The sequence below is a fragment of the Enterococcus sp. AZ120 genome (genome assembly GCF_050546165.1).
GTDB lineage: Bacteria > Bacillota > Bacilli > Lactobacillales > Enterococcaceae > Enterococcus > Enterococcus faecalis.
Genome location: NZ_CP172950.1, coordinates 999,972 through 1,019,218 on the forward strand (window position 1 = coordinate 999,972; position 19,247 = coordinate 1,019,218).

Annotated in this window: 15 protein-coding genes; all 15 read left to right on the forward strand. The window is 37.0% G+C overall.

Going from position 1 to position 19,247, the window contains the following annotated elements:
• Nucleotides 1–138: 138 nt before the first annotated feature.
• The 15 genes from IGJ46_RS04895 (at nucleotide 139) to IGJ46_RS04965 (ending at nucleotide 19,237) form a co-directional block, all read left to right on the forward strand.
• On the forward strand, nucleotides 139–1,029 hold the full coding sequence (locus IGJ46_RS04895) for a helix-turn-helix domain-containing protein (protein WP_002399965.1): 891 nt from the start codon (nucleotides 139–141) through the stop codon (nucleotides 1,027–1,029).
• 219 nt (nucleotides 1,030–1,248) lie between these two features.
• A complete protein-coding gene (locus tag IGJ46_RS04900) occupies nucleotides 1,249–2,184 on the forward strand; it encodes an FAD:protein FMN transferase (RefSeq protein WP_305733588.1) in 936 nt (311 codons plus the stop codon).
• 26 nt (nucleotides 2,185–2,210) lie between these two features.
• On the forward strand, nucleotides 2,211–2,819 hold the full coding sequence (locus IGJ46_RS04905; protein ID WP_002357907.1) for an NADPH-dependent FMN reductase: 609 nt from the start codon (nucleotides 2,211–2,213) through the stop codon (nucleotides 2,817–2,819).
• 18 nt (nucleotides 2,820–2,837) lie between these two features.
• Complete coding sequence (locus tag IGJ46_RS04910; RefSeq protein WP_002360528.1) at nucleotides 2,838–4,094, forward strand: NADPH-dependent oxidoreductase; 1,257 nt, start codon at nucleotides 2,838–2,840, stop codon at nucleotides 4,092–4,094.
• 411 nt (nucleotides 4,095–4,505) lie between these two features.
• Nucleotides 4,506–5,996, forward strand: coding sequence for a helix-turn-helix domain-containing protein (locus tag IGJ46_RS04915; protein ID WP_010707664.1), 1,491 nt, complete (start codon nucleotides 4,506–4,508; stop codon nucleotides 5,994–5,996).
• Nucleotides 5,947–6,621 (forward strand): hypothetical protein, encoded by a 675-nt coding sequence (locus IGJ46_RS04920; protein WP_218391572.1) that lies wholly within the window; start codon nucleotides 5,947–5,949, stop codon nucleotides 6,619–6,621. Before IGJ46_RS04915 ends, IGJ46_RS04920 begins: the two co-directional genes overlap by 50 nt.
• A gap of 257 nt (nucleotides 6,622–6,878) precedes the next feature.
• The gene (locus IGJ46_RS04925; RefSeq protein WP_002402044.1) at nucleotides 6,879–7,769 is read left to right on the forward strand and encodes a metallophosphoesterase; all 891 of its coding nucleotides are present in this window, start codon (nucleotides 6,879–6,881) and stop codon (nucleotides 7,767–7,769) included.
• Nucleotides 7,770–8,060: 291 nt separating this feature from the next.
• On the forward strand, nucleotides 8,061–8,972 hold the full coding sequence (locus tag IGJ46_RS04930; protein WP_002382199.1) for an ABC transporter permease: 912 nt from the start codon (nucleotides 8,061–8,063) through the stop codon (nucleotides 8,970–8,972).
• 14 nt (nucleotides 8,973–8,986) lie between these two features.
• The gene (locus IGJ46_RS04935) at nucleotides 8,987–9,868 is read left to right on the forward strand and encodes a carbohydrate ABC transporter permease (RefSeq protein ID WP_002357901.1); all 882 of its coding nucleotides are present in this window, start codon (nucleotides 8,987–8,989) and stop codon (nucleotides 9,866–9,868) included.
• Between the two features lie 17 nt (nucleotides 9,869–9,885).
• On the forward strand, nucleotides 9,886–11,484 hold the full coding sequence (locus IGJ46_RS04940) for a sugar ABC transporter substrate-binding protein (protein WP_218391507.1): 1,599 nt from the start codon (nucleotides 9,886–9,888) through the stop codon (nucleotides 11,482–11,484).
• Nucleotides 11,485–11,540: 56 nt separating this feature from the next.
• Nucleotides 11,541–12,134, forward strand: coding sequence for a DUF624 domain-containing protein (locus IGJ46_RS04945; protein ID WP_002357898.1), 594 nt, complete (start codon nucleotides 11,541–11,543; stop codon nucleotides 12,132–12,134).
• Nucleotides 12,127–13,044 (forward strand): acetylxylan esterase, encoded by a 918-nt coding sequence (locus IGJ46_RS04950; protein WP_002385975.1) that lies wholly within the window; start codon nucleotides 12,127–12,129, stop codon nucleotides 13,042–13,044. The genes IGJ46_RS04945 and IGJ46_RS04950 overlap by 8 nt, the downstream gene beginning before the upstream one ends.
• Nucleotides 13,025–13,789 (forward strand): endonuclease/exonuclease/phosphatase family protein, encoded by a 765-nt coding sequence (locus IGJ46_RS04955; RefSeq protein ID WP_218391509.1) that lies wholly within the window; start codon nucleotides 13,025–13,027, stop codon nucleotides 13,787–13,789. The genes IGJ46_RS04950 and IGJ46_RS04955 overlap by 20 nt, the downstream gene beginning before the upstream one ends.
• A 4-nt stretch (nucleotides 13,790–13,793) precedes the next feature.
• Nucleotides 13,794–15,944 carry a glycoside hydrolase family 3 N-terminal domain-containing protein gene (locus IGJ46_RS04960; RefSeq protein WP_002413406.1) on the forward strand — a complete coding sequence of 717 codons (2,151 nt, stop codon included), beginning with the start codon at nucleotides 13,794–13,796 and terminating at the stop codon, nucleotides 15,942–15,944.
• A 17-nt stretch (nucleotides 15,945–15,961) separates the two neighbouring features.
• Entirely contained in the window at nucleotides 15,962–19,237 is a 3,276-nt protein-coding gene (locus IGJ46_RS04965) for a GH36-type glycosyl hydrolase domain-containing protein (protein ID WP_218391511.1), read from the forward strand.
• The last annotated feature ends 10 nt before the right edge of the window (nucleotides 19,238–19,247 follow it).

Sequence of the window (19,247 nt, forward strand, 5' to 3'; positions counted from 1 at the left end):
ACGTTTAGTGATTCAGGTTCTAATAGAGCGCAGACAAACTTTTAATGAAAGAGTTGTCTGTGTTCTTTTTTGTTATAAACATTTTTCTTTTTCTATATATATTTTTAAGGTAAGTTGTATTATAGTAAGTTTGAGAAGATGAGAATGAGAGGAAAAGCAATGAATATACAACGGTTTATAGAAAAACGCAAAGCACGTGGTTTGTCGCAAAGTGAATTGGCTAAAGGGATTTGTACGCAAGTTACGGTTAGTCGCTTTGAAAAGAATGGTCAAGTCCCAACTTTAAAAATATTGATCCAACTATGTAATCGTTTAGAGCTACCTTTGGGGGAACTCTTCCCGCGCGTAGGGATTAAACAACCTGAAATTCTTGAAAAAATGGAAGAAGCAGAATTCTTCTTGATTACCAGCGAACATGACCAATTGCAAACAATTTTAAAAAATATTCCTTTTGATGAAATCAAAGATTCCCAACTGTTATTAGAATATTATTATTTACAAGGCTTTGTCATGATTTTTCAAAATGCTTCGTTGATGGATTGCTTATTTACCTTTGAAAAACTTCTGTTTGAAGAGCAAAAATACACGAGCGATATTTACCGTTTGTTAGCTTTTACTGGAATTGGCATGGCCTATGCCAAAGAAGGCGAAATTGAGAAAGCCGAATTTTATTTCAATAAGGTCTTCAAGGAAATTTATCTCTATACTATTCAATCAATGGAAGATACTTGGCGAGTATTAAATGTTGTCTTTCACTGTGGTGTTTTTTATGCAGAAAAAGGCGATTTAGAAACAAGTGATGCTTTGTTAGAGTATGCGATTTCCATCTGTTCTGATAATCACGTCACGTATTACTTGGCAAGAGCAGCTTTCCAACTTGCGAAAAATGCCTTAGCTGAAGAAAAGCCGCAAGAGCAAATTTTAGAACTACTACAAGATGCCCGCGCGTATGCAAAAATCAATAAAAATCGCATCTTGTTGGAAGCAATTCAAACATTGAAAGAAACAATTTTATCTAAGGGAAATTAGTTTATATAGAAAATTATATATTTATTTTCAAAATATAATAAAAAAAGCGTTTTTTAAAAGAGTTCAAGACAAGTTACGACCTTAAATGAAAATTTTAAGGTCGTTATTTTATATAAAAAAATATATAAACGACTTGACTGGCATCAAATAAAGGCGTATGATTCATTTGTGAATAAATGTGAAATAAAACACAATCTTTCGTGGAGAGGAAGTCTTGAGGTGCAACAAAGTCAAACTATTTATTTGATGGGCACAGTAATAGATGTATTTGTAGACCATGAAGAATCTGAAAAAATTCTAGAAGAAGTGCATCAACGATTGATCACTTATGAACAACGCTTTAGTGCAAATGATTCAACTTCGGAACTGATGGCTGTCAATCAACAAGCTGGGCAAAAACCAGTCAGCGTTCATCCAGAGTTGTATCAATTAATTGCATTAGGGAAAAAACATAGTTGTGATCCAGCTAGTCATTTGAATGTTACCATTGGCCCGTTAGTTCAAACGTGGCGAATCGGTTTTAAAGATGCCCGTGTCCCGTCAGAAAAGGAGATTAAAGCCTGTTTGAAAAAAATTAATCCAGAAAAGATTCACTTAAATCCATTAAAACAAACGGTTTTTTTGGAAGAAGAAGGAATGAAATTAGATCTGGGGGCTTTAGCAAAAGGCTATATCGCTGATTTACTAATTGCCTATTTGAAAGAAGTCCATGTGACGTCTGCTTTGATTAATCTGGGCGGCAATATTGTGACGTTGGGGCCCTCTACGCATCAAAACAAAAAATGGCGAATTGGTATTCGCAATCCGCAAAAATCCAGAGAAACAATCAGCTTACTTGTCGAAGTGGCTAATCAATCGGTTGTGACGTCGGGCATTTATGAAAGAAGTTTAACCGAAGCTGGGCGAGTCTATCACCATTTGTTGGATCCGACAACCGGATACCCATTGGAAACTGAAATGGCCAGCATCACAATTATCTCGAATGCTTCAGTGGATGGTGAGATTTGGACAACGCGTTTATTTGGTTATCCAATTCCAGAAGCGCTTGAAATCCTCAATCAACTAGATGGGATTGAAGGAGTCATCATTACACAAGACCAGCAAATTTTATATAGCAGCGGGTTAGCAGATACTCTTCACATTATCCATTCATAGAACCGAAAAAGAAAGGACAGCTCATTATGAAAAAAATTATCGGCTTAGTAGGAACGAACTCAGAGCAATCAACCAATCGTCAACTTTTGCAATTTATGCAACACTATTTTGCGCAGGAGGCTGACATTGAACTAGTTGAAATTGTTGACTTTCCTATGTTTAACAAGCCAGAAGACAAAGTTTTGCCAGAAATAGTTAAAACGGTTGCTGAAAAAATTGAAGCAGCAGATGGCGTCATTATCAGTACGCCTGAATATGACCATGCGGTGCCGGCTTCTTTGATGAATGCCCTAAGTTGGTTATCTTACGGGATTTTTCCGTTTGTTGATAAACCAGTTATGATTACTGGTGCATCCTATGGCACGTTAGGTTCCTCTAGAGCACAAGCGCATCTGCGTCAAATTTTAGATGCTCCTGAATTGAAAGCACGAATTATGCCAAGCTCTGAATTTCTATTAGCGCATTCCTTACAAGCTTTTGATGAAAACAATGCGTTAAAAGATTCAGAACAAATAGATAAACTAGCTGGTCTGTTTGCAGATTTTTGTGTATTTATTGAAATTACAGAACAGCTGAAACATGCGCATGCGCAAAATAAAAAAGAAGCAGAAAATTTCTCATGGGAAACGATTTAACGAAATGGAGTGAATAAAATGAAATTAATTGGGATCGTCGGATCAAACGCTGATTCTTCTTATAATCGGTTACTACTGCAATATATTGGCAAAGAGTTTTATAAAATGTTCGACTTGGAAATTTTAGAAATTAAAGATATTCCAATGTTTAATCAAAGTAAGGATCAAACGAACAGTGTCTTGATTCAGAATATGAATCGCAAAATTTTACAAGCAGACGGCGTAATTATTGCGACACCCGAACATAACCATACCATTCCTGCCGGTTTGAAAAGTGTGTTAGAATGGTTATCTTTCAAAATTCATCCGCTGGAAAATAAACCAGTAATGATTGTTGGATGCTCTTATTATGATCAAGGAACCTCGCGTGCGCAATTACATCTCCGTCAAATTCTTGATGCACCTGGTGTCAATGCGATCGTGATGCCTGGAAACGAGTTTTTATTAGGGAAAGCGAAAGAAGCATTTGATGAAAACGGCAACTTAATTGCGGAGGGAACACGTCAATTTTTAGAAAGTACATTACAAAAATTCGTGGAATTCATTGATGTGATTTCAAAATTAGAAGGGGCTAAGCCAAAAGACTTACCTGAAGATTTACATGCAAAAGGAACCATTGAAACAACGATCGAAGGGGTTGATATGGCAGCAGATGATTGGGTAGAACAAGCAGCAGAAGCGGTTCAGGCTGTGGAAGGCGACACATACGTAAAATTAGATCGAGGCATTTTAACCGTAGATCAGCTAAATTATTTCTTAAAATCAATGCCAATGGAATTGACTTATGCAGACAGTAACAATCAATTTTTATATTACAATAAAAAAATGGCTGCTGAAGAAATGTTTGCTAAACGGCAACCAGGACAAGTTGGTAATCCATTAGCGAATTGCCATCCGCCAAAAGCATTGAAAAATGTAGAATGGGTGATTCAACAATTACGGTCAGGAAAAACAGATGCTATTCGCGTTCATGTTCCAATGCACGGACCAGATACCTATGTAGTGCATAACTATCAAGCGATGTATGATGATAATGGAAATTACGCGGGAATTAATGAGTATATTTTAGACTTTAAACCAATTGTTGATTGGTATTTAAAACAAACTGGGCAAGAATTAGTCGGTGGAAAAAACGTCGATGCAGTCAGTGGTGCCTCCAAAAAAGAAGCGCCAGAAACGGCAGATAGTGTCTCAAGTGCATCAGTCCATGAAGAAGAGTCAGCGACCGAAAAGCCAACAGTTGACAGCGTTTCTAGCGCTTCAATTAAAGAGTAAAATAACAGCAAAAAATAGCGGCAACAAGTAGTCATACTGTATTCAGATTAGCAATGCCAAATGAGGACTTTTATTGACAGAAGCTGATACTTAAAAGAGTAAGAACTTTATAGGAAGATAGTATAGAAGACGAACCAAAAGTTTCAATCATTTTTGACGAATAGGCTAGAAAAGAAACAGAAAATTAGTCAAACAAATCAGCTTTTCTTTAAATTTAAAGTAAAAAAATAACAAAAAAAGCCTCCTTGGTGACGCAAGGGGGCTTTTTTTGGTTAAAATAATACTTTTCTATGAAGATTCCTAAATATTGAAAGAATCATTTTTAAATTTGTGGAAAAAATAAGCAAGATTGACACTCACGTCTTGTTAAAAAAATAGATACTTAAGGCGTGATAGTTTGGAGTTGAAAATGTGACTACTTTGTTAGATGAATTATTAGACCAAGAATTCCGAGATAAATTACTTATTTATCAAACTTTTATGAATAGTGAAGGTCCATTATTAAAAGAAGAATTTTATGGATATTTTGATTTATCCACTCAAAAGTTAGAATCGTTGTGCCGTCAAATAAATTATGAATGTACACAGATTTCTTCAAGGAGTCAAATTCTTTTTCCAGCTAAAGGACTGATTAGTGCGCAAAAATTATCGCAAATTGATTATCAAGCCTTAAGAAAATATTATTTTGATCAATCACTAATGGCCAAGTTGCTTCTTGATGTGGGCCTCTATCAAAAGCACACGATTCAAGAATTTTCTCAAATTCATTTTATGAGCAAAAGCAAAATTTATGCCTTCTCGTATAAGCTAAATCTGATTTTAGCTAATTGGCGTATTAAATTAAAGTCAACAGGCTTGGTTGGAGAAGAGAAAAATATCCGAAGTTTTTGTTTTCAATGCTTGTATTATTTTTATGGAAGTAATCAAGAAAGGCTGCCTAACATTTTGCTGGAAAATAGTCCTGGCATTAAGCGATTTATAAACGATTTACAACTGATGTATCAAAGAACGTTTAGTCTTAATCAAAGCGCACAACTATTTATTCTTTTAACGATCCAACGTTTTCGTGTATTTTCTGATCATGTAGTGGACTCTTTTACGGAAGTTCATGTGCCTAGCTGTTTACAGCATGCGTTTGAAAAAATTTATACAAGCGAAACGCCTCTTTTTAAAGAGGATTTTGGCAAAGAGACTTCATATATTTTTCTTTTTTTAAGTTTAAATGAATACATTGATAGTCCGATTGTTTTTCCAGATAAGTTAACCATGTTAGACGAATTTATTGATCATATGAATAGTGTTATTCCTTTCTTTGAAAAGCGAATTACGGTGGAAACAAAAGAAAAATTAAAGTTGATTTGTTATCGCTGGGACCGCCTATACTTTTCGGTGGCTGCATTTATTCCCGCCAAGCAGAGCAGTTTCTTTGAAGAGCGGTTTCCTCAAATTCATCGCGCCTTAGATGGTTTTATACAAAAGACAGAGTCGCTGTATCAAAAACGATTTTTAATGTATGAACGCGTGCATCTATACTATGATTTTATGTTTTGTTTGTTAAATGATCGGTCTTTTTGCGCAATTGAAAAAACGATTCATGTATTTGTTGATTTTTCTGGTGGGGAGGATTATAACCGCTTTATTGCAAAAATTATTGCTTCTTTCAATTATATGGATGTCATGATTGATCACAAATTAACCTTAGAAACCGATTTGTATTTGTCCGATTTTTATAGTTCGAAAGTACGGTGTCGTCAATTGACATGGCGTCATTTGCCGGAAACAAAAGATTGGCAAGTATTTGCTGAGGTAGTCAGAGAACTAAGAAAGGGAGAGACTCAGAAAAATGAGCACTATGGGAGAGACCCAATCGAGATGTGGCGAGAACAAGAATACGAAGGATAGTCAATTGAGACAAGCAGGTAACTATAAAGATTTAACTGGTCAAAAGTTTGGTGAGTTGACAGTAGTAGCACCAACGGCAAAAAGAAAAGAAGGGCTAATTGTTTGGGCCTGTCGCTGTTCTTGTGGGAGCTATACAGAAGCTTCAAGAAGACAACTAATTCGTGGGTATCGAACCAAATGTGCGCACCATCGCTATCAAACAATGTTGAAAAAAAACTATCATGAATTGGTCGTGGTACGGATCGAAAGTATTCAACAGACAATGAAAGCGTATTGTCTGTGTTCGTGCGGACAATCTTGCTGGGTTCGCTGTGAAAATTTGTTGAATGGCCATACCAAAAGTTGCGGTCATCGTAAAAAGAAGGATTACCGACAAAGAGTTGCTGGTGTAATTCCAGGGAAGTTGCAAAGTAAACGCCCCAAAAATAATAGCAGTGGACACAAAGGGGTGAGCCAGACCGCTTCTGGGAAATGGCTGGCTTATATCTCTTTGAAAGGCAAGCGCCATAACTTAGGTATCTTTACGAAAAAAAGTGAAGCAATTTTAGCAAGAAAATTAGCAGAACGTCGTCTATTTCAACCAATTTTACAACAAGAAATAGTGACTATAAATAAGGAAATTTAGTAACAGAGAGGATGCGAAAGATGTTAGCAGGCTTATTTTCAGTAACTGGAATGATTTTATTGGGGATTTTATTTTGCTTAATTGGTTATCAAACGTTTCGAAAACATCATCATTAAGAGAAGAATGTTCTAGCTAGATAATTTCATCGACAGATGAAATTATCTAGCTTTTTTTATAAAAAAGCTAAGAAAAGGATAAGAGATTGTGGAAATTCTTTAGGTTGTTTAACAAAGCCTTAATTTCCTTTGTTTTAGATTGTGGTTAAGAAGATTTTTCTCTATACTAAGTCTTCGGAAATCAAAGAAAAGAAAGGAGCGAGTGATGTGGTTAAAAAAATTGGTTTAAGTATAATGCTCTTATTTTTTTTCTTAATTATCGCACTCCCAATCTATGCGTGGAAGATTGAGCCGAATTTAGTTCACGTTAATCAGGTGACTTTGGGAAAGAAAAATCAACGAGAACCATTGAATGTTGTGCAACTTTCGGATATACAAGTTTCAGAATTTTATGAGACGAAGCGGTTAGATAAAGTCATAAAAAAAGTCAATCGTGAAAAACCAGATATTATCGTTTTTACAGGTGATTTATTTGACAATTATGCCAAAAATCCGCAACAAAAAGAACCGATGATTGAAAAGTTAAAACAGTTACAAGCGACAATTGGAAAATATGCAGTTTGGGGAAATCATGATTATGGTGGCGGTGCTTCTGCGGTGTATGATGAAGTCATGGAGGCCAGTGGCTTTACCGTTATGAAAAACCAAGGAGAAACAGTAACCCTAGCAGATGGACGCCGTCTTTTTATTGGTGGTTTAGATGACTCGTTATTAGGAAATCCTTCCGTTTCAGAAACATTATCCTATCGAGAAACGTATGACTATGCGTTATTAATGACCCATGAACCAGATGTCGCGGATGCATTTATTGGTACGGGTACACAGTTAGTTTTAGCAGGACATAGCCATGGCGGACAAATTTGGATTCCTTTTTATCCAATCACAAATGTTTTAGCAGAAAAGTATACCAGAGGATTGTATCAGTTGGACCAAGAAACGCAACTATATGTTAATACAGGCTTAGGAACGACCGCCATTCATGCCCGTTTTGGGGTGATCCCTGAAATTACACATTTTACTATCTATATTTAAAAAGTCTGGTCAATCCGACCAGACTTTTTTCTGTTATTTAACAGAATTATTTTTAAGAAAAAGATGTTCATATTTTGGTGAAACGTTTCTATAAAATGCTTTAAAATATCTAGAAAAGAGTATTTTTATGGAAAAAGAAGCAGGGAAAACAATTTCTTTATAAATGGTCTATAGCGCTTTTTAATGCTGTTATTTTTAAATAAAACCATAATGTAAGGGTTTACAACTGTTTGAAGTGAATGTATAATCTGTTTGTAGAAACGTTTCACTAAAAAGAAAGGAACCCTGCTTATGAAAAAACTAAAAAAGTTTTATGATCAGCGGCAATTGCATTGGATGGTACTTCCGGGTGTAGCATTCATGATTGTCTTTAACTACATTCCAATTTATGGAATTATCATTGCTTTTAAAAATTATACGATTGTTGACACGGTTTCTTCTGCACCATGGGTTGGACTTGAAAATTTTCGAATCATTATGGAAGATAGTTTTTTTTGGGAAGCAGTTCGTAATACCTTAGCGATTAGTTTAATGAAACTTTTTTTAGGATTCGCTATTCCGATTATCTTAGCGGTAATGATTTTTGAAATGAGAGATGGACATTTAAAAAAAGTGATTCAGACAATTTCTTATATTCCGCACTTTTTTTCTTGGATCGTTTTAGGCGGGATGTTGATTTCGTGGCTTTCAACAAATGGCTTTATCAACCAAGTCATGATGTCGTTAGGCTTAATGAATCAGGGCGTCAATCATTTGTTAGATCCTGATAAGTATTGGTGGATTGCTGTTCTTTCTGATTTGTGGAAAGAAGTAGGTTGGGGCACGATTCTCTATCTTGCTGGCATGTCTCGCATTGATCCAACGTTTTATGAAGCAGCGAGAATTGATGGTGCTTCAAAATTAACACAAATCCGAACGATTACTTTGCCCTTATTAGCGCCGATTATTTCGTTGAACTTAATTCTAAATGTTAGCGGTTTATTGGGATCGAACTTAGATCAAACGTTGGTTTTAATGAATGCTCAAAACCAAAACAAATCAGAAGTAATTAATTCATTTGTTTATCGTATGGGGCTAACGCAAGGGGACTTTTCTTATGCGACGGCAGTTGGTTTAGGGATTTCTGTTATTTCAATTGTTTTATTAGTCATTACAGATCGCATTACTAGAAAAATGAACAATGGTCGGTCGGTTATTTTATAAAGGAGGCAACAGCTGTGATTAAAAGAAAATCAAAAGAAAACAAATGGTTTTACTTTTTCAATACGTTAATTCTTGTGTTGTTTTCTTTATTAATTATCGTGCCAATTTGGAATATTTTAGTTTCCTCAGTTTCGTCAAGTTCGGGTTTAGCCGGTAAAGGCTTGGTTTTATGGCCGAAAGGATTTACGCTAGAAAATTATCGGAAAGTTTTTTCGGATAGTAGCATTCCGCGAGCGTTTTTGATTTCTGTTTTAAAAACAGTCATCGGTGCGTCGACGCATACACTGTTCTGTGCGATTGTCGCCTATGGACTTAGTAAATCTAGACTAGTCGGGCGTAACATTTATACAACGATGGGTGTCATTACAATGTACTTTGGTGGGGGCATGATTCCCACGTATCTTTTGATTAAGTCATTAGGACTCTTAGATACCTTCTGGGTATATATCATTCCAGCTTTATTTAGCTATTATGATGTAGTTATCTTAATGAACTTTTTCCGAGAAATTCCACCATCTTTAGAAGAATCCGCCAAAATAGACGGCGCCAGTGAGTTTCAAATTTTTTATAAAATCTTTTTACCTTTAACAAAACCGGCATTAGCCACTATTATTTTATTTAATGGGGTAGGTCAATGGAATGACTTTATGACCACGAAATTATATATTACCAAAGAATATCTGTATCCATTGCAGATGAAAATTTATGAAATTATTGTTCAATCAAACTTGAGTACCATGACAGAGAGCGGCAGTACAGATATGGTGGTGCAGGCAACGACACGTGGTGTTCAGCTGGCAACAATTGTCATTACAACGATACCAATTTTAATCATTTATCCATTACTACAAAAACACTTTATCGGCGGTATGATGGCCGGTGCAGTAAAAGAATAAAGAAAGTAGGGAACAATATGAAAAAAGTTTTAGGCGGTTTATTGGTGGCAACGGCGCTCGTTAGTTTAGCGGCCTGTAGCGGAGGGGAAAAGAAAGCTAGCTCAGATGTCTCAATTAAGGATCGGTATGAATTAGATGAAAAGACGCCTGCTTGGAAGTTAGATAAGAAGAAAGAACCGACCAAGATTAAATGGTATATTAACTCAGATTGGACGGCGCTGCCTTTTGGAAAAGACGTGACCACTGCGCAGATTAAAAAAGACTTAAATGTGGATATTGAATTTATTTCCGGCGATGATTCAAAATTAAATGCCATGATTTCAAGTGGAGATATGCCTGATATCGTGACATTAACTGAAAAAACTGGACAAGCAGCATTGAAAGCAGATTCTTGGGCCTATTCTTTAAACGATTTAGCTAAAAAATATGACCCCTATTTAATGAAAGTTGTTAACCAAGATACGTTTAAATGGTATGCCTTAGAGGATGGAAAAACATATGGTTACCCTAATTACTCTAATACAAAAGCGGATTATGAAAGTGGAAATATCCCAGTAAATGATAATTTTGTTATTCGTGAAGATGTCTATAATGCATTAGGCAAGCCAGACGTTTCAACACCAGAAAATTTTGAAAAAGTCATGCAACAGATTAAAGAAAAATATCCTGAGATGACCCCAATGGGCTTCACCACAGTGGGCGATGGTGCAGGACCATTTTTAGACAAATTACAAGACTTCTTAGGTGTTCCTTTAGAGGATAAAAATGGTAAATACTATGATCGAAATTTAGATAAAGAATATTTAGAATGGTTAAAAACATTTAATGATGTTTACCGAGCAGGCAATATTAGTGATGATAGCTTCACAGATGATGGAGCGACGTTTGATGAAAAAGTGAAACAAGGAAATTATGCAACCATGCTCGTTGCCGGAACCAGTGGTCAAGGTGGGAACTTCACAGAATTTATGAAAAAATCTGGCACACGTTATATAGCCATTGATGGACCAAGTAGCACTTCTGGCCGAAAACCAACATTAAATCAAACCGGCATTTCAGGTTGGTTAAGTAATTACATTACGAAAGATGCGAAAGATCCAGCGAAAGTCACTCAACTATTCACATATTTAATTGATGAACCAGGACAAATTTTAACAAAATATGGCGTTGAAGGAGTTACTTATGCGTACAATGATCAAGGAAAAATTGATTATTTACCAGAAGTGAAAAAATTAGAACAAACAGACAATGATGCCTATAACAAAAAATATGGCATTAGTCGTTTCCTATACTTTAACAATGACCGTGTTAATAAACTAAAAGTGCCAATGGAAAGTGCTTTAACGCAAATGCAAGAATGGGGCAAAGGAAAATTAGTCCCACATTTCGTAATTGAAAATATTAATCCAGATGCGGGAACGCCGGAAGCTCGGGCGAATGAAGCGATTGAAACCAAACTAAATACAACCGTTATTTCAATGATTCGTGCGAAAGATGATACAGCCTTTGACAAATCTTTAGAAGACTACAAAGCATTCTTAAAATCAAATAAATGGGATGCAATTGAAAAAATAAAATCTGAGAAAATGGCGGAAAACAGAGACAAACTTAAGTAAGAGAGGAGGAGAGAAAAGCGGATAAAGCAACGAGAAATCCGCTTTTCTCTTTTAATATGAATAAGCTATTTGCATATGAAGGTTGGTATTATCGGATTTTTTCTTTTATTGCCAACTTGATCATTATTAATTTTCTCTTTTTAATTACCTGTATAACAGGCATCTTTAGCGGTGTCGGCTTAATTGCGTTGTATCGAACGATCTATCGTTTGTATCGTGAAAAAGATATTCCTGTTTTGCGAACGTTTTGGACAGCATTAAAAAATAACATCATGCGAGGTTTTATTTTAACAGGTGTCTTGTTCGTTGCTTTTTTACTGGGCGGTATTGTCGTAACAAGTTTATTTAAAATAGCCACTAGTTTAGGTTTCTTAGCTATTTTTCTATTAAGTTTTGTTGCATTATTTTTGACGAGTTTTCTTTTTCTCTTTTCCGTTTTTAATTGGTCCGTTAAAAAGACACTAGGTGAGACGGTTTATGTGGTCTTAAGTAATAGTGCAAATGCGATTATTTTGTTTATTTTACCTCTTTTAACGTTTGTTTTTTTCTATAAGCTTAATTTGTTTTTATATATTGCGTTAGGATTCGGGACAACGGCTTTTCTTCAAGTTGCGTTTTTTCAGAAAGTGTTAGGTGTGGAACATGAATGAGTATTTTGAGTTTTGGGAAAAGACCAAGGAAGAACTTCAAAAAATACCGCTAGATATCCATCGGCGGGTCATTGACTATCCATTGGAAAATGTTCAAGTGGAACAGGTCGACTTTTTAAGTTTCCTAGGTGAGCGCATCTTTGGCTATTTGTTACTTCCTAAAACGGCGGGGAAACAGCCAATAGTGATTGACTGTTTAGGCTATATGAATCATATTCAAGAACCTTGGCAATTTGCTCATTGGACACAAATTGGTTGTGCTTGTTTTGTCATTGATAATCGAGGTCAAGGGGGATTAACCAAAGATCGCGTGCCATATCAAACAATTTGGCATGAAGCACCAATGGGACGAGGATTTCTAGACAAAGAAGATTGGTACCAACGCCGCTTGTTTGCCGACCATTTACGTAGCGTAGAAGTGGTGCGGACCTTTACTGAAATTAATCAGGACCAAATCATTCTTCGTGGTGGTTCCCAAGGGGGTGGCGTAGTGTTAATGGTGAACAGTTTAGTCGACTTCCCGATTTTAGCTACTTTTGCAGATGTTCCAAGTCATTCTTGTTTAGAAAATAGAGTAGCAGAAGGAACGGGTTCGTATCAAATTATTCATCAGTACTTACAAGAGCATCCTCAAGCGCATGAAAAAATTGCCGCGGTCCTTCCTTATTTTGATAGTCGTCACTTTGTTTCGCAAATTAAAAATCCAGTCTTTGCTTCTGTTGGGAGTCACGATCCGATATGTCCAATGAAAGATTTTTTCCCTTCTTATCATCAGATAAAGGCAAGAAAAGCAGTCAGAGTGTATTGGAAAAAAGGCCATGGCGGCGGTGAAACAACCCAGATCCGTCGTGAGATGCGTCAAATTCAACAACTATTGCAGGAGGTTAAAAATGAAAATAGCTACGTATAATGTCCGGGTAGATACAGAGTATGACCAAGATTGGCAATGGTTTTTTCGTAAAGAGGCTGTTTGTCAGTTAATTAATTTTCATGATTGGAGCCTTTGTTGTATTCAAGAAGTACGACCGAATCAAGTCAGGGATTTAAAGGCGTATACAACATTCACCTGTCTTTCTGCGGAAAGAGAAGGGGATGGTCAAGGAGAAGGACTAGCGATTCTCTATAACGAACAAAAAGTTCAGGCTATTGATACAGGGTATTTTTGGTTATCTGAAACACCTCAGCAGCCAAGTATCCATCCTGAAGCTGGCTGTCCAAGAATTGCTTTGTGGGGACTATTTAAGGAAACGACTCAAAATACGCCTTTTTTAGTCATCAATGTTCATTTGGATCATATTTCAGCTCATGCTCGTTTAGCAGGAATGACCGTTATCTTAGAGGAGTTACATGACAAAATTGCACAGTATCCAACTTTATTAATGGGCGATTTTAATGCAGAGTCGGGGGAAGAGGTTCATCAACTTGTTCAAAAAAAATTTCAAGATAGCAAAAATTTAGCTACTCATTATGGCCCAAGAGGAACATTTCAAAATTTTACTTACACAAAGCCTTGGGCGGAATTAGAAGAAATTGATTATATTTATGTAAAAGGTTGGCAAGTACAGCAAACCGCAAGTTTAACAGATAGTATCGATGGACGTTTTCCCTCCGACCATTTTCCTTTAGAAGCAGAAGTATGTATTGAAGAAAGGTGAGAGTATGAAAGAAAATCAACTGATTCAATTAGTCGAAGAAATGACAATTGATGAGAAAATTAATCAATTATTACAATTAGCAGCAGCGTTTTATTCAGATAAAGCAGAAGAAAAGACCGGCCCCATGTCAGAGCTAGGACTAAGTCAAGAAACGATTGATACGGCGGGGACAACACTAGGTGTTTCCGGTGCAAACGAAGCAAAACGTGTTCAAAAAGAATATATGCAAAATCATCGATTAAATATTCCAACACTTTTAATGGCGGATATTATTCATGGTTTCAGAACCATCTTTCCGATTCCTTTGGCTTTAGGAAGCACTTGGGATGAAGCAGCGGTTGAAAAAATGGCGGAGATTTCAGCAAAAGAAGCTGCTGTTTCAGGATTACATGTAACCTTTTCACCAATGGTTGATTTAGTGCGCGATCCACGTTGGGGACGTGTCATGGAGTCAACAGGTGAAGATCCATTACTCAACAGCCGCTTAGCTGCTGCAATGGTTAGAGGTTACCAAGGAGAAAATTTAAAAGAAGACAATTGGCGAGTAGCCGCGTGCGTGAAGCACTTTGCGGCATATGGTGGTGCCTTAGCTGGTCGGGATTATAATACGGTAGATATGTCTGAACGGCAGCTAAGAGAAATGTATTTACCTGGCTATAAAGCTGGATTAGATGCGGGTGCAAAACTTGTCATGACGTCCTTCAATACAGTGGATGGGATTCCTGCTACAGGCAACCAATGGCTGTTTAGAGACGTATTACGAAATGAATTTGGATTTGAAGGGGTTGTGATTTCAGACTGGGGAGCGATTAAAGAATTAATTCCTCATGGCGTTGCCAAAGATGAAAAACAAGCGGCAGAATTGGCTATCAAAGCTGGTGTAGATATTGAAATGATGACCACGTGTTATCCAGATTATTTAAAAGAATTACTTGAAGAAGGCCGGATTGCTGAAACACTTATTGATGAAGCAGTTATGCGAATTTTAAAACTAAAAAATGAGCTAGGCTTATTTGAAAATCCCTATCGTGGTGCGGATGAACAAGCGGAAGCAGAAGTGATTTTAAGCAAAGAACATCGAGAAATAGCTAAAAAGATTGCTCAAAAATCAATGGTTCTTTTAAAAAATGAAAATATTTTGCCTTTTACACCGCAAGAAAAAATCGCGCTTGTCGGCCCAGGGGCCCAATCACAAGATATTTTAGGGGCTTGGTCATGGCAAGGAAAGAAAGAAGAAGCCATTTCCCTCGTGGCTGGGGCCCAAAAATTAACCACAAATCTTCTAGTTGCCCAAGAACCCTTTGATTACTTTGAACCGACCGCGGCGGCCATTGAAGAGGCTTTAACGTTAGCTAGTCAAGCAGATAAAGTAGTAGTGGCACTAGGCGAAACAGATTGGATGAGTGGGGAAGCTGCCAGTCGCAGTGATATTCGTCTACCCGAAAAACAATTAGCGGTAGTTGCACAAATTATTGAGAAAAATCCCAATGTTGTTGTCACGGTCTACAGTGGCCGGCCCTTAGATTTGCAAGGGATAGATGTTGCAAAAGGAATTGTGCAAGCTTGGCAACCTGGAACAGAAGGGGGCAATGCGCTAGCAGAAATTTTGTGGGGACAGTACAATCCAAGTGGTCGTTTAAGTATGTCGTTTCCAGAAACGGTTGGTCAAGTGCCAATTTTTTACAATGTCGACAATACTGGGCGTCCTTATGAGTCAGCACCAGAAGAAAAATATGTTTCTAAATATTTAGATGTCTCTAATTACGCTAAATATCCCTTTGGATTTGGCTTAAGTTATAGTCATTTCTCTTATCAACCAATTCAACTAAGTGCATTAACATTTACCAAAGAAGAACCAGTCACGGTCTCTGTTTTAGTAAGAAATGACAGTCCAATCGCTGGAGAGGAAACCGTGCAATTTTATGTACGTGATTTGGTGGGACAAGTGGTTCGCCCAATTAAAGAGTTAAAAGATTTTCAAAAAGTTTGGCTGGAACCAAAGGAAGAAAAAGAAGTTCAGTTTCTTCTTTCAGAGGATATGGTGCGCTATGTTCATTCAGACAATCAGGTAACCAGTGATGCAGGTGAATTTATCGTAATGATTGGTGGAAATAGTCGCGATGTACAAACCGCAACAGTCACGTTAAATGAATAAGATGGGAAGGATAAGTTATGCAGATAAAGAAGCTTAAGCAAGCAGACACAGTTGCTACATTTCTAGAGACAGGTGATTTAAAAGAATTGAATAGCTATGGCATGATGATTAATCAATTAGAAGGTAATCCTTTAGACGGCAGTATGAACCAACTCTATTTGCGGATAATTACAGGGGACACAATTAATTATCGACCAATGATTGGTTCCAACAGTCAAAGTGATTTTTATCTTTCAGATAACCAATTGACATGGCGGGGCGAATTTGAAGCGGTTCGTTACCAAGTTGACTTTCGTTTGGGGCCAAGCAATCAATGGTTCTGGCGGGTTAATGTCACTGGAACTGGCTTAGTAGATATTGTTTATGGTCAAGATATTGGCTTAGCGACCAAAGGAGCCGTTCAGTCAAATGAAGCGTATGTGTCGCAGTATCTTGATCATCACATTTGGCAAGAGGGCGAAGAGCTTGTTGTTTTATCGAGACAAAATCAACCGCAAAATGAGAAGTTTCCAGCCCTTATTCAAGGGAGTTTTCAAAAATTAGCAGGCTACTCAACGGACGGCTATCAATTTTTCGGACGTTCATTTAAACAAACAAACACACCAGAAGCATTGGGGAAAAGATATTTAGCAAATGAAGTCTATCAATATGAATTTGCTTACACCGCTTTACAAACGGAAGCCGTCCAATTAACGAATGAAAGTAAGGAATTTGTTTTTTATGGTGCGGTAACAGAAACACATCCGCAAGCATTAGCTGAACCTTTTTTATCGAAAGAAGCCTTACAAGCTATTTATGAAACTGTGACATTCGATTCATTAGAAGGAACACAGGACTATCCTCCGAAACTTTTAGGAGAACCTATCACAGGAAATCCATTAACAGAAGAAGAATTGGCCGCACTTTATCCCCTTCAGACACAAATTGAAAAAGTAGGAGGTCAGACGTATTCCTTTTTCACGGAAAATTACCATCATGTTGTTCTTCAAGAAAAAGAAATTGCCATGGAAAGAGCGCATGGCCACATTTTATTAAGTGGTAAAGGCTTAACGGTTGATGAACCTTTGCTTAGTACGACAGTGTATATGTATGGCATTTTCAATTCACAAGTAGTTTTAGGAAATACGACCATGAACAAATTAATGAGTAATAGCCGAAACGCTTTAAACGTTATGAAACGCTCTGGTCAACGAATCTACATTTTAGAGAATGGCTTATGGCGCTTACTAACAATGCCTTCTGCTTTTGAAATGGGGTTGAACTCTGCTACTTGGTATTATAAGTTGCCAAAGGATACAATTCGTGTACGCACTTTCACTTCGCCTGATTCAAGAGTGATTCAATTGGAAGTGACCAGTCAAAAGGATGTATATATGTGGGCTGTTTCTAACCATTTGTTATTAGGACCTGAAGAAGTACCAACCTATCAATTAGAACAAACTGGCAAAACGCTTCGAGTGACGGGAAATCATTCTGCTACAGAAAATTATTACCCAGAACTAACCTATGCATTGACAGTTGATAAATCATTTCAAGTAACCGATAGCACATTATTTGGTGGAGCTGAAGCGGACTTATTAGTCTTGGCAATCGAAAAGACCCAAAAATTTTCACTACTTATTACGGGCAGTATAGAGGACCAAGCATTAGTTAATACACCATTAGATTTTGAAAAAGCAGAAAGTCAATATTTAGCATTCATTAATGGCTTGTTACATCATTTTGAGTTAACACACACAGACTCAAGTGTGCAGCAAATGAATCAATTAACTCGTTGGTATACTCATAATATGCTCGTTCATTATTTGTCGCCACATGGCTTAGAACAGTATGGTGGAGCAGCTTGGGGCACACGAGATGTGTCGCAAGGACCGACAGAATTTTTCTTTGCGACGCAACAGCCTAAGATCGTGGCCTCCATTATTCAGCATCTATTTGAAAATCAATTTGAGGACGATGGCAACTGGCCGCAATGGTTTATGTTTGACCGATACGAAGAACAAAAAGCCAGTGAAAGCCATGGCGATATTATCGTCTGGCCATTGAAAGTAGTGACTGATTATTTGGAACAAACCGCAGATTATTCAATCTTAGCTACGGAAATCCCTTATACAAGTCGCAAAGATAATCACAAAACAAAAGAAACAGCATCTTTATTTGAACATTTGAAAAAAGAAATAAATTATATTGAACAACATTTTTTACCAGAAACTTTTCTATCCTGTTACGGTGACGGCGATTGGGATGACACGTTACAACCTTATGATAATCGTCTTAAAGAGCAAATGGCTAGTAGTTGGACCGTTGCCTTAACGTATCAAGTGTTGAAAAAATTTGCGGCTTTAATTACGGAAATCGATGCTACTTATAGTCAACACTTAGCAATTTTAGTCGCAGGAATAAAGAACGATTTTCAAAAATATATGTTGGCGGATGAAACGATTCCAGGGTTTATTTATATGGAAACGCCAGAAACTTTTGAACAAATGATTCACCCAAATGACCAAAAAACAGGGATTCAATATCGATTATTGCCAATGACTCGTAGTATGTTAGCTGAATTATTAACACCGGAACAAGTAAGTCATCATTTAGAAATTATTGAAAAAGAATTAACGTTTCCTGATGGCGTGCGCTTAATGAACAAACCAGCGAACTATCGAGGCGGTGTGAGCACTAATTTTAAACGAGCAGAACAGGCGGCTAATTTTGGTCGCGAAATTGGCTTACAGTATGTTCATGCGCACATTCGCTATACAGAAGCGATGGCGAAAATTGGTCAGCGAGACAAAACCTGGCAAGCATTAATGCAAATCAATCCAGTTCAATTAAAAGAAGTGGTTCACAATGCAGAGTTACGCCAAGCCAATGCCTATTTTAGTAGTTCCGATGGCGATTTTAAAACAAGGTATGAATCACAAGAAAATTTTGGTAAACTAAAAGATGGAAGTATTGGGGTAAAAGGTGGTTGGCGAATTTATTCAAGTGGGCCAGGAATTTATTTAAATCAATTAATTACAGCTGTTTTAGGGATTCGGCAAAAGGCCCAAAGCGTGGTTTTCGATCCCGTGTTACCAGAAAAATTGTCTGGTTTAGCACTAACTTACCAATTGTTTGATAAACCTGTCACATATAAATTTTATCCAAATCAGTCAGCGAAAATAGTTATCGATGGTCAAGAAGTTCCGTTTAAGTTTGAAGAAAACCCTTATCGAGAAGGGGGAATGGAAGTTCAAAAAGACGAGGTGCTTTCATTATTAAATGAAGCAAGTGTTATTGAAATTTACCATTAGAAAGGAGAGT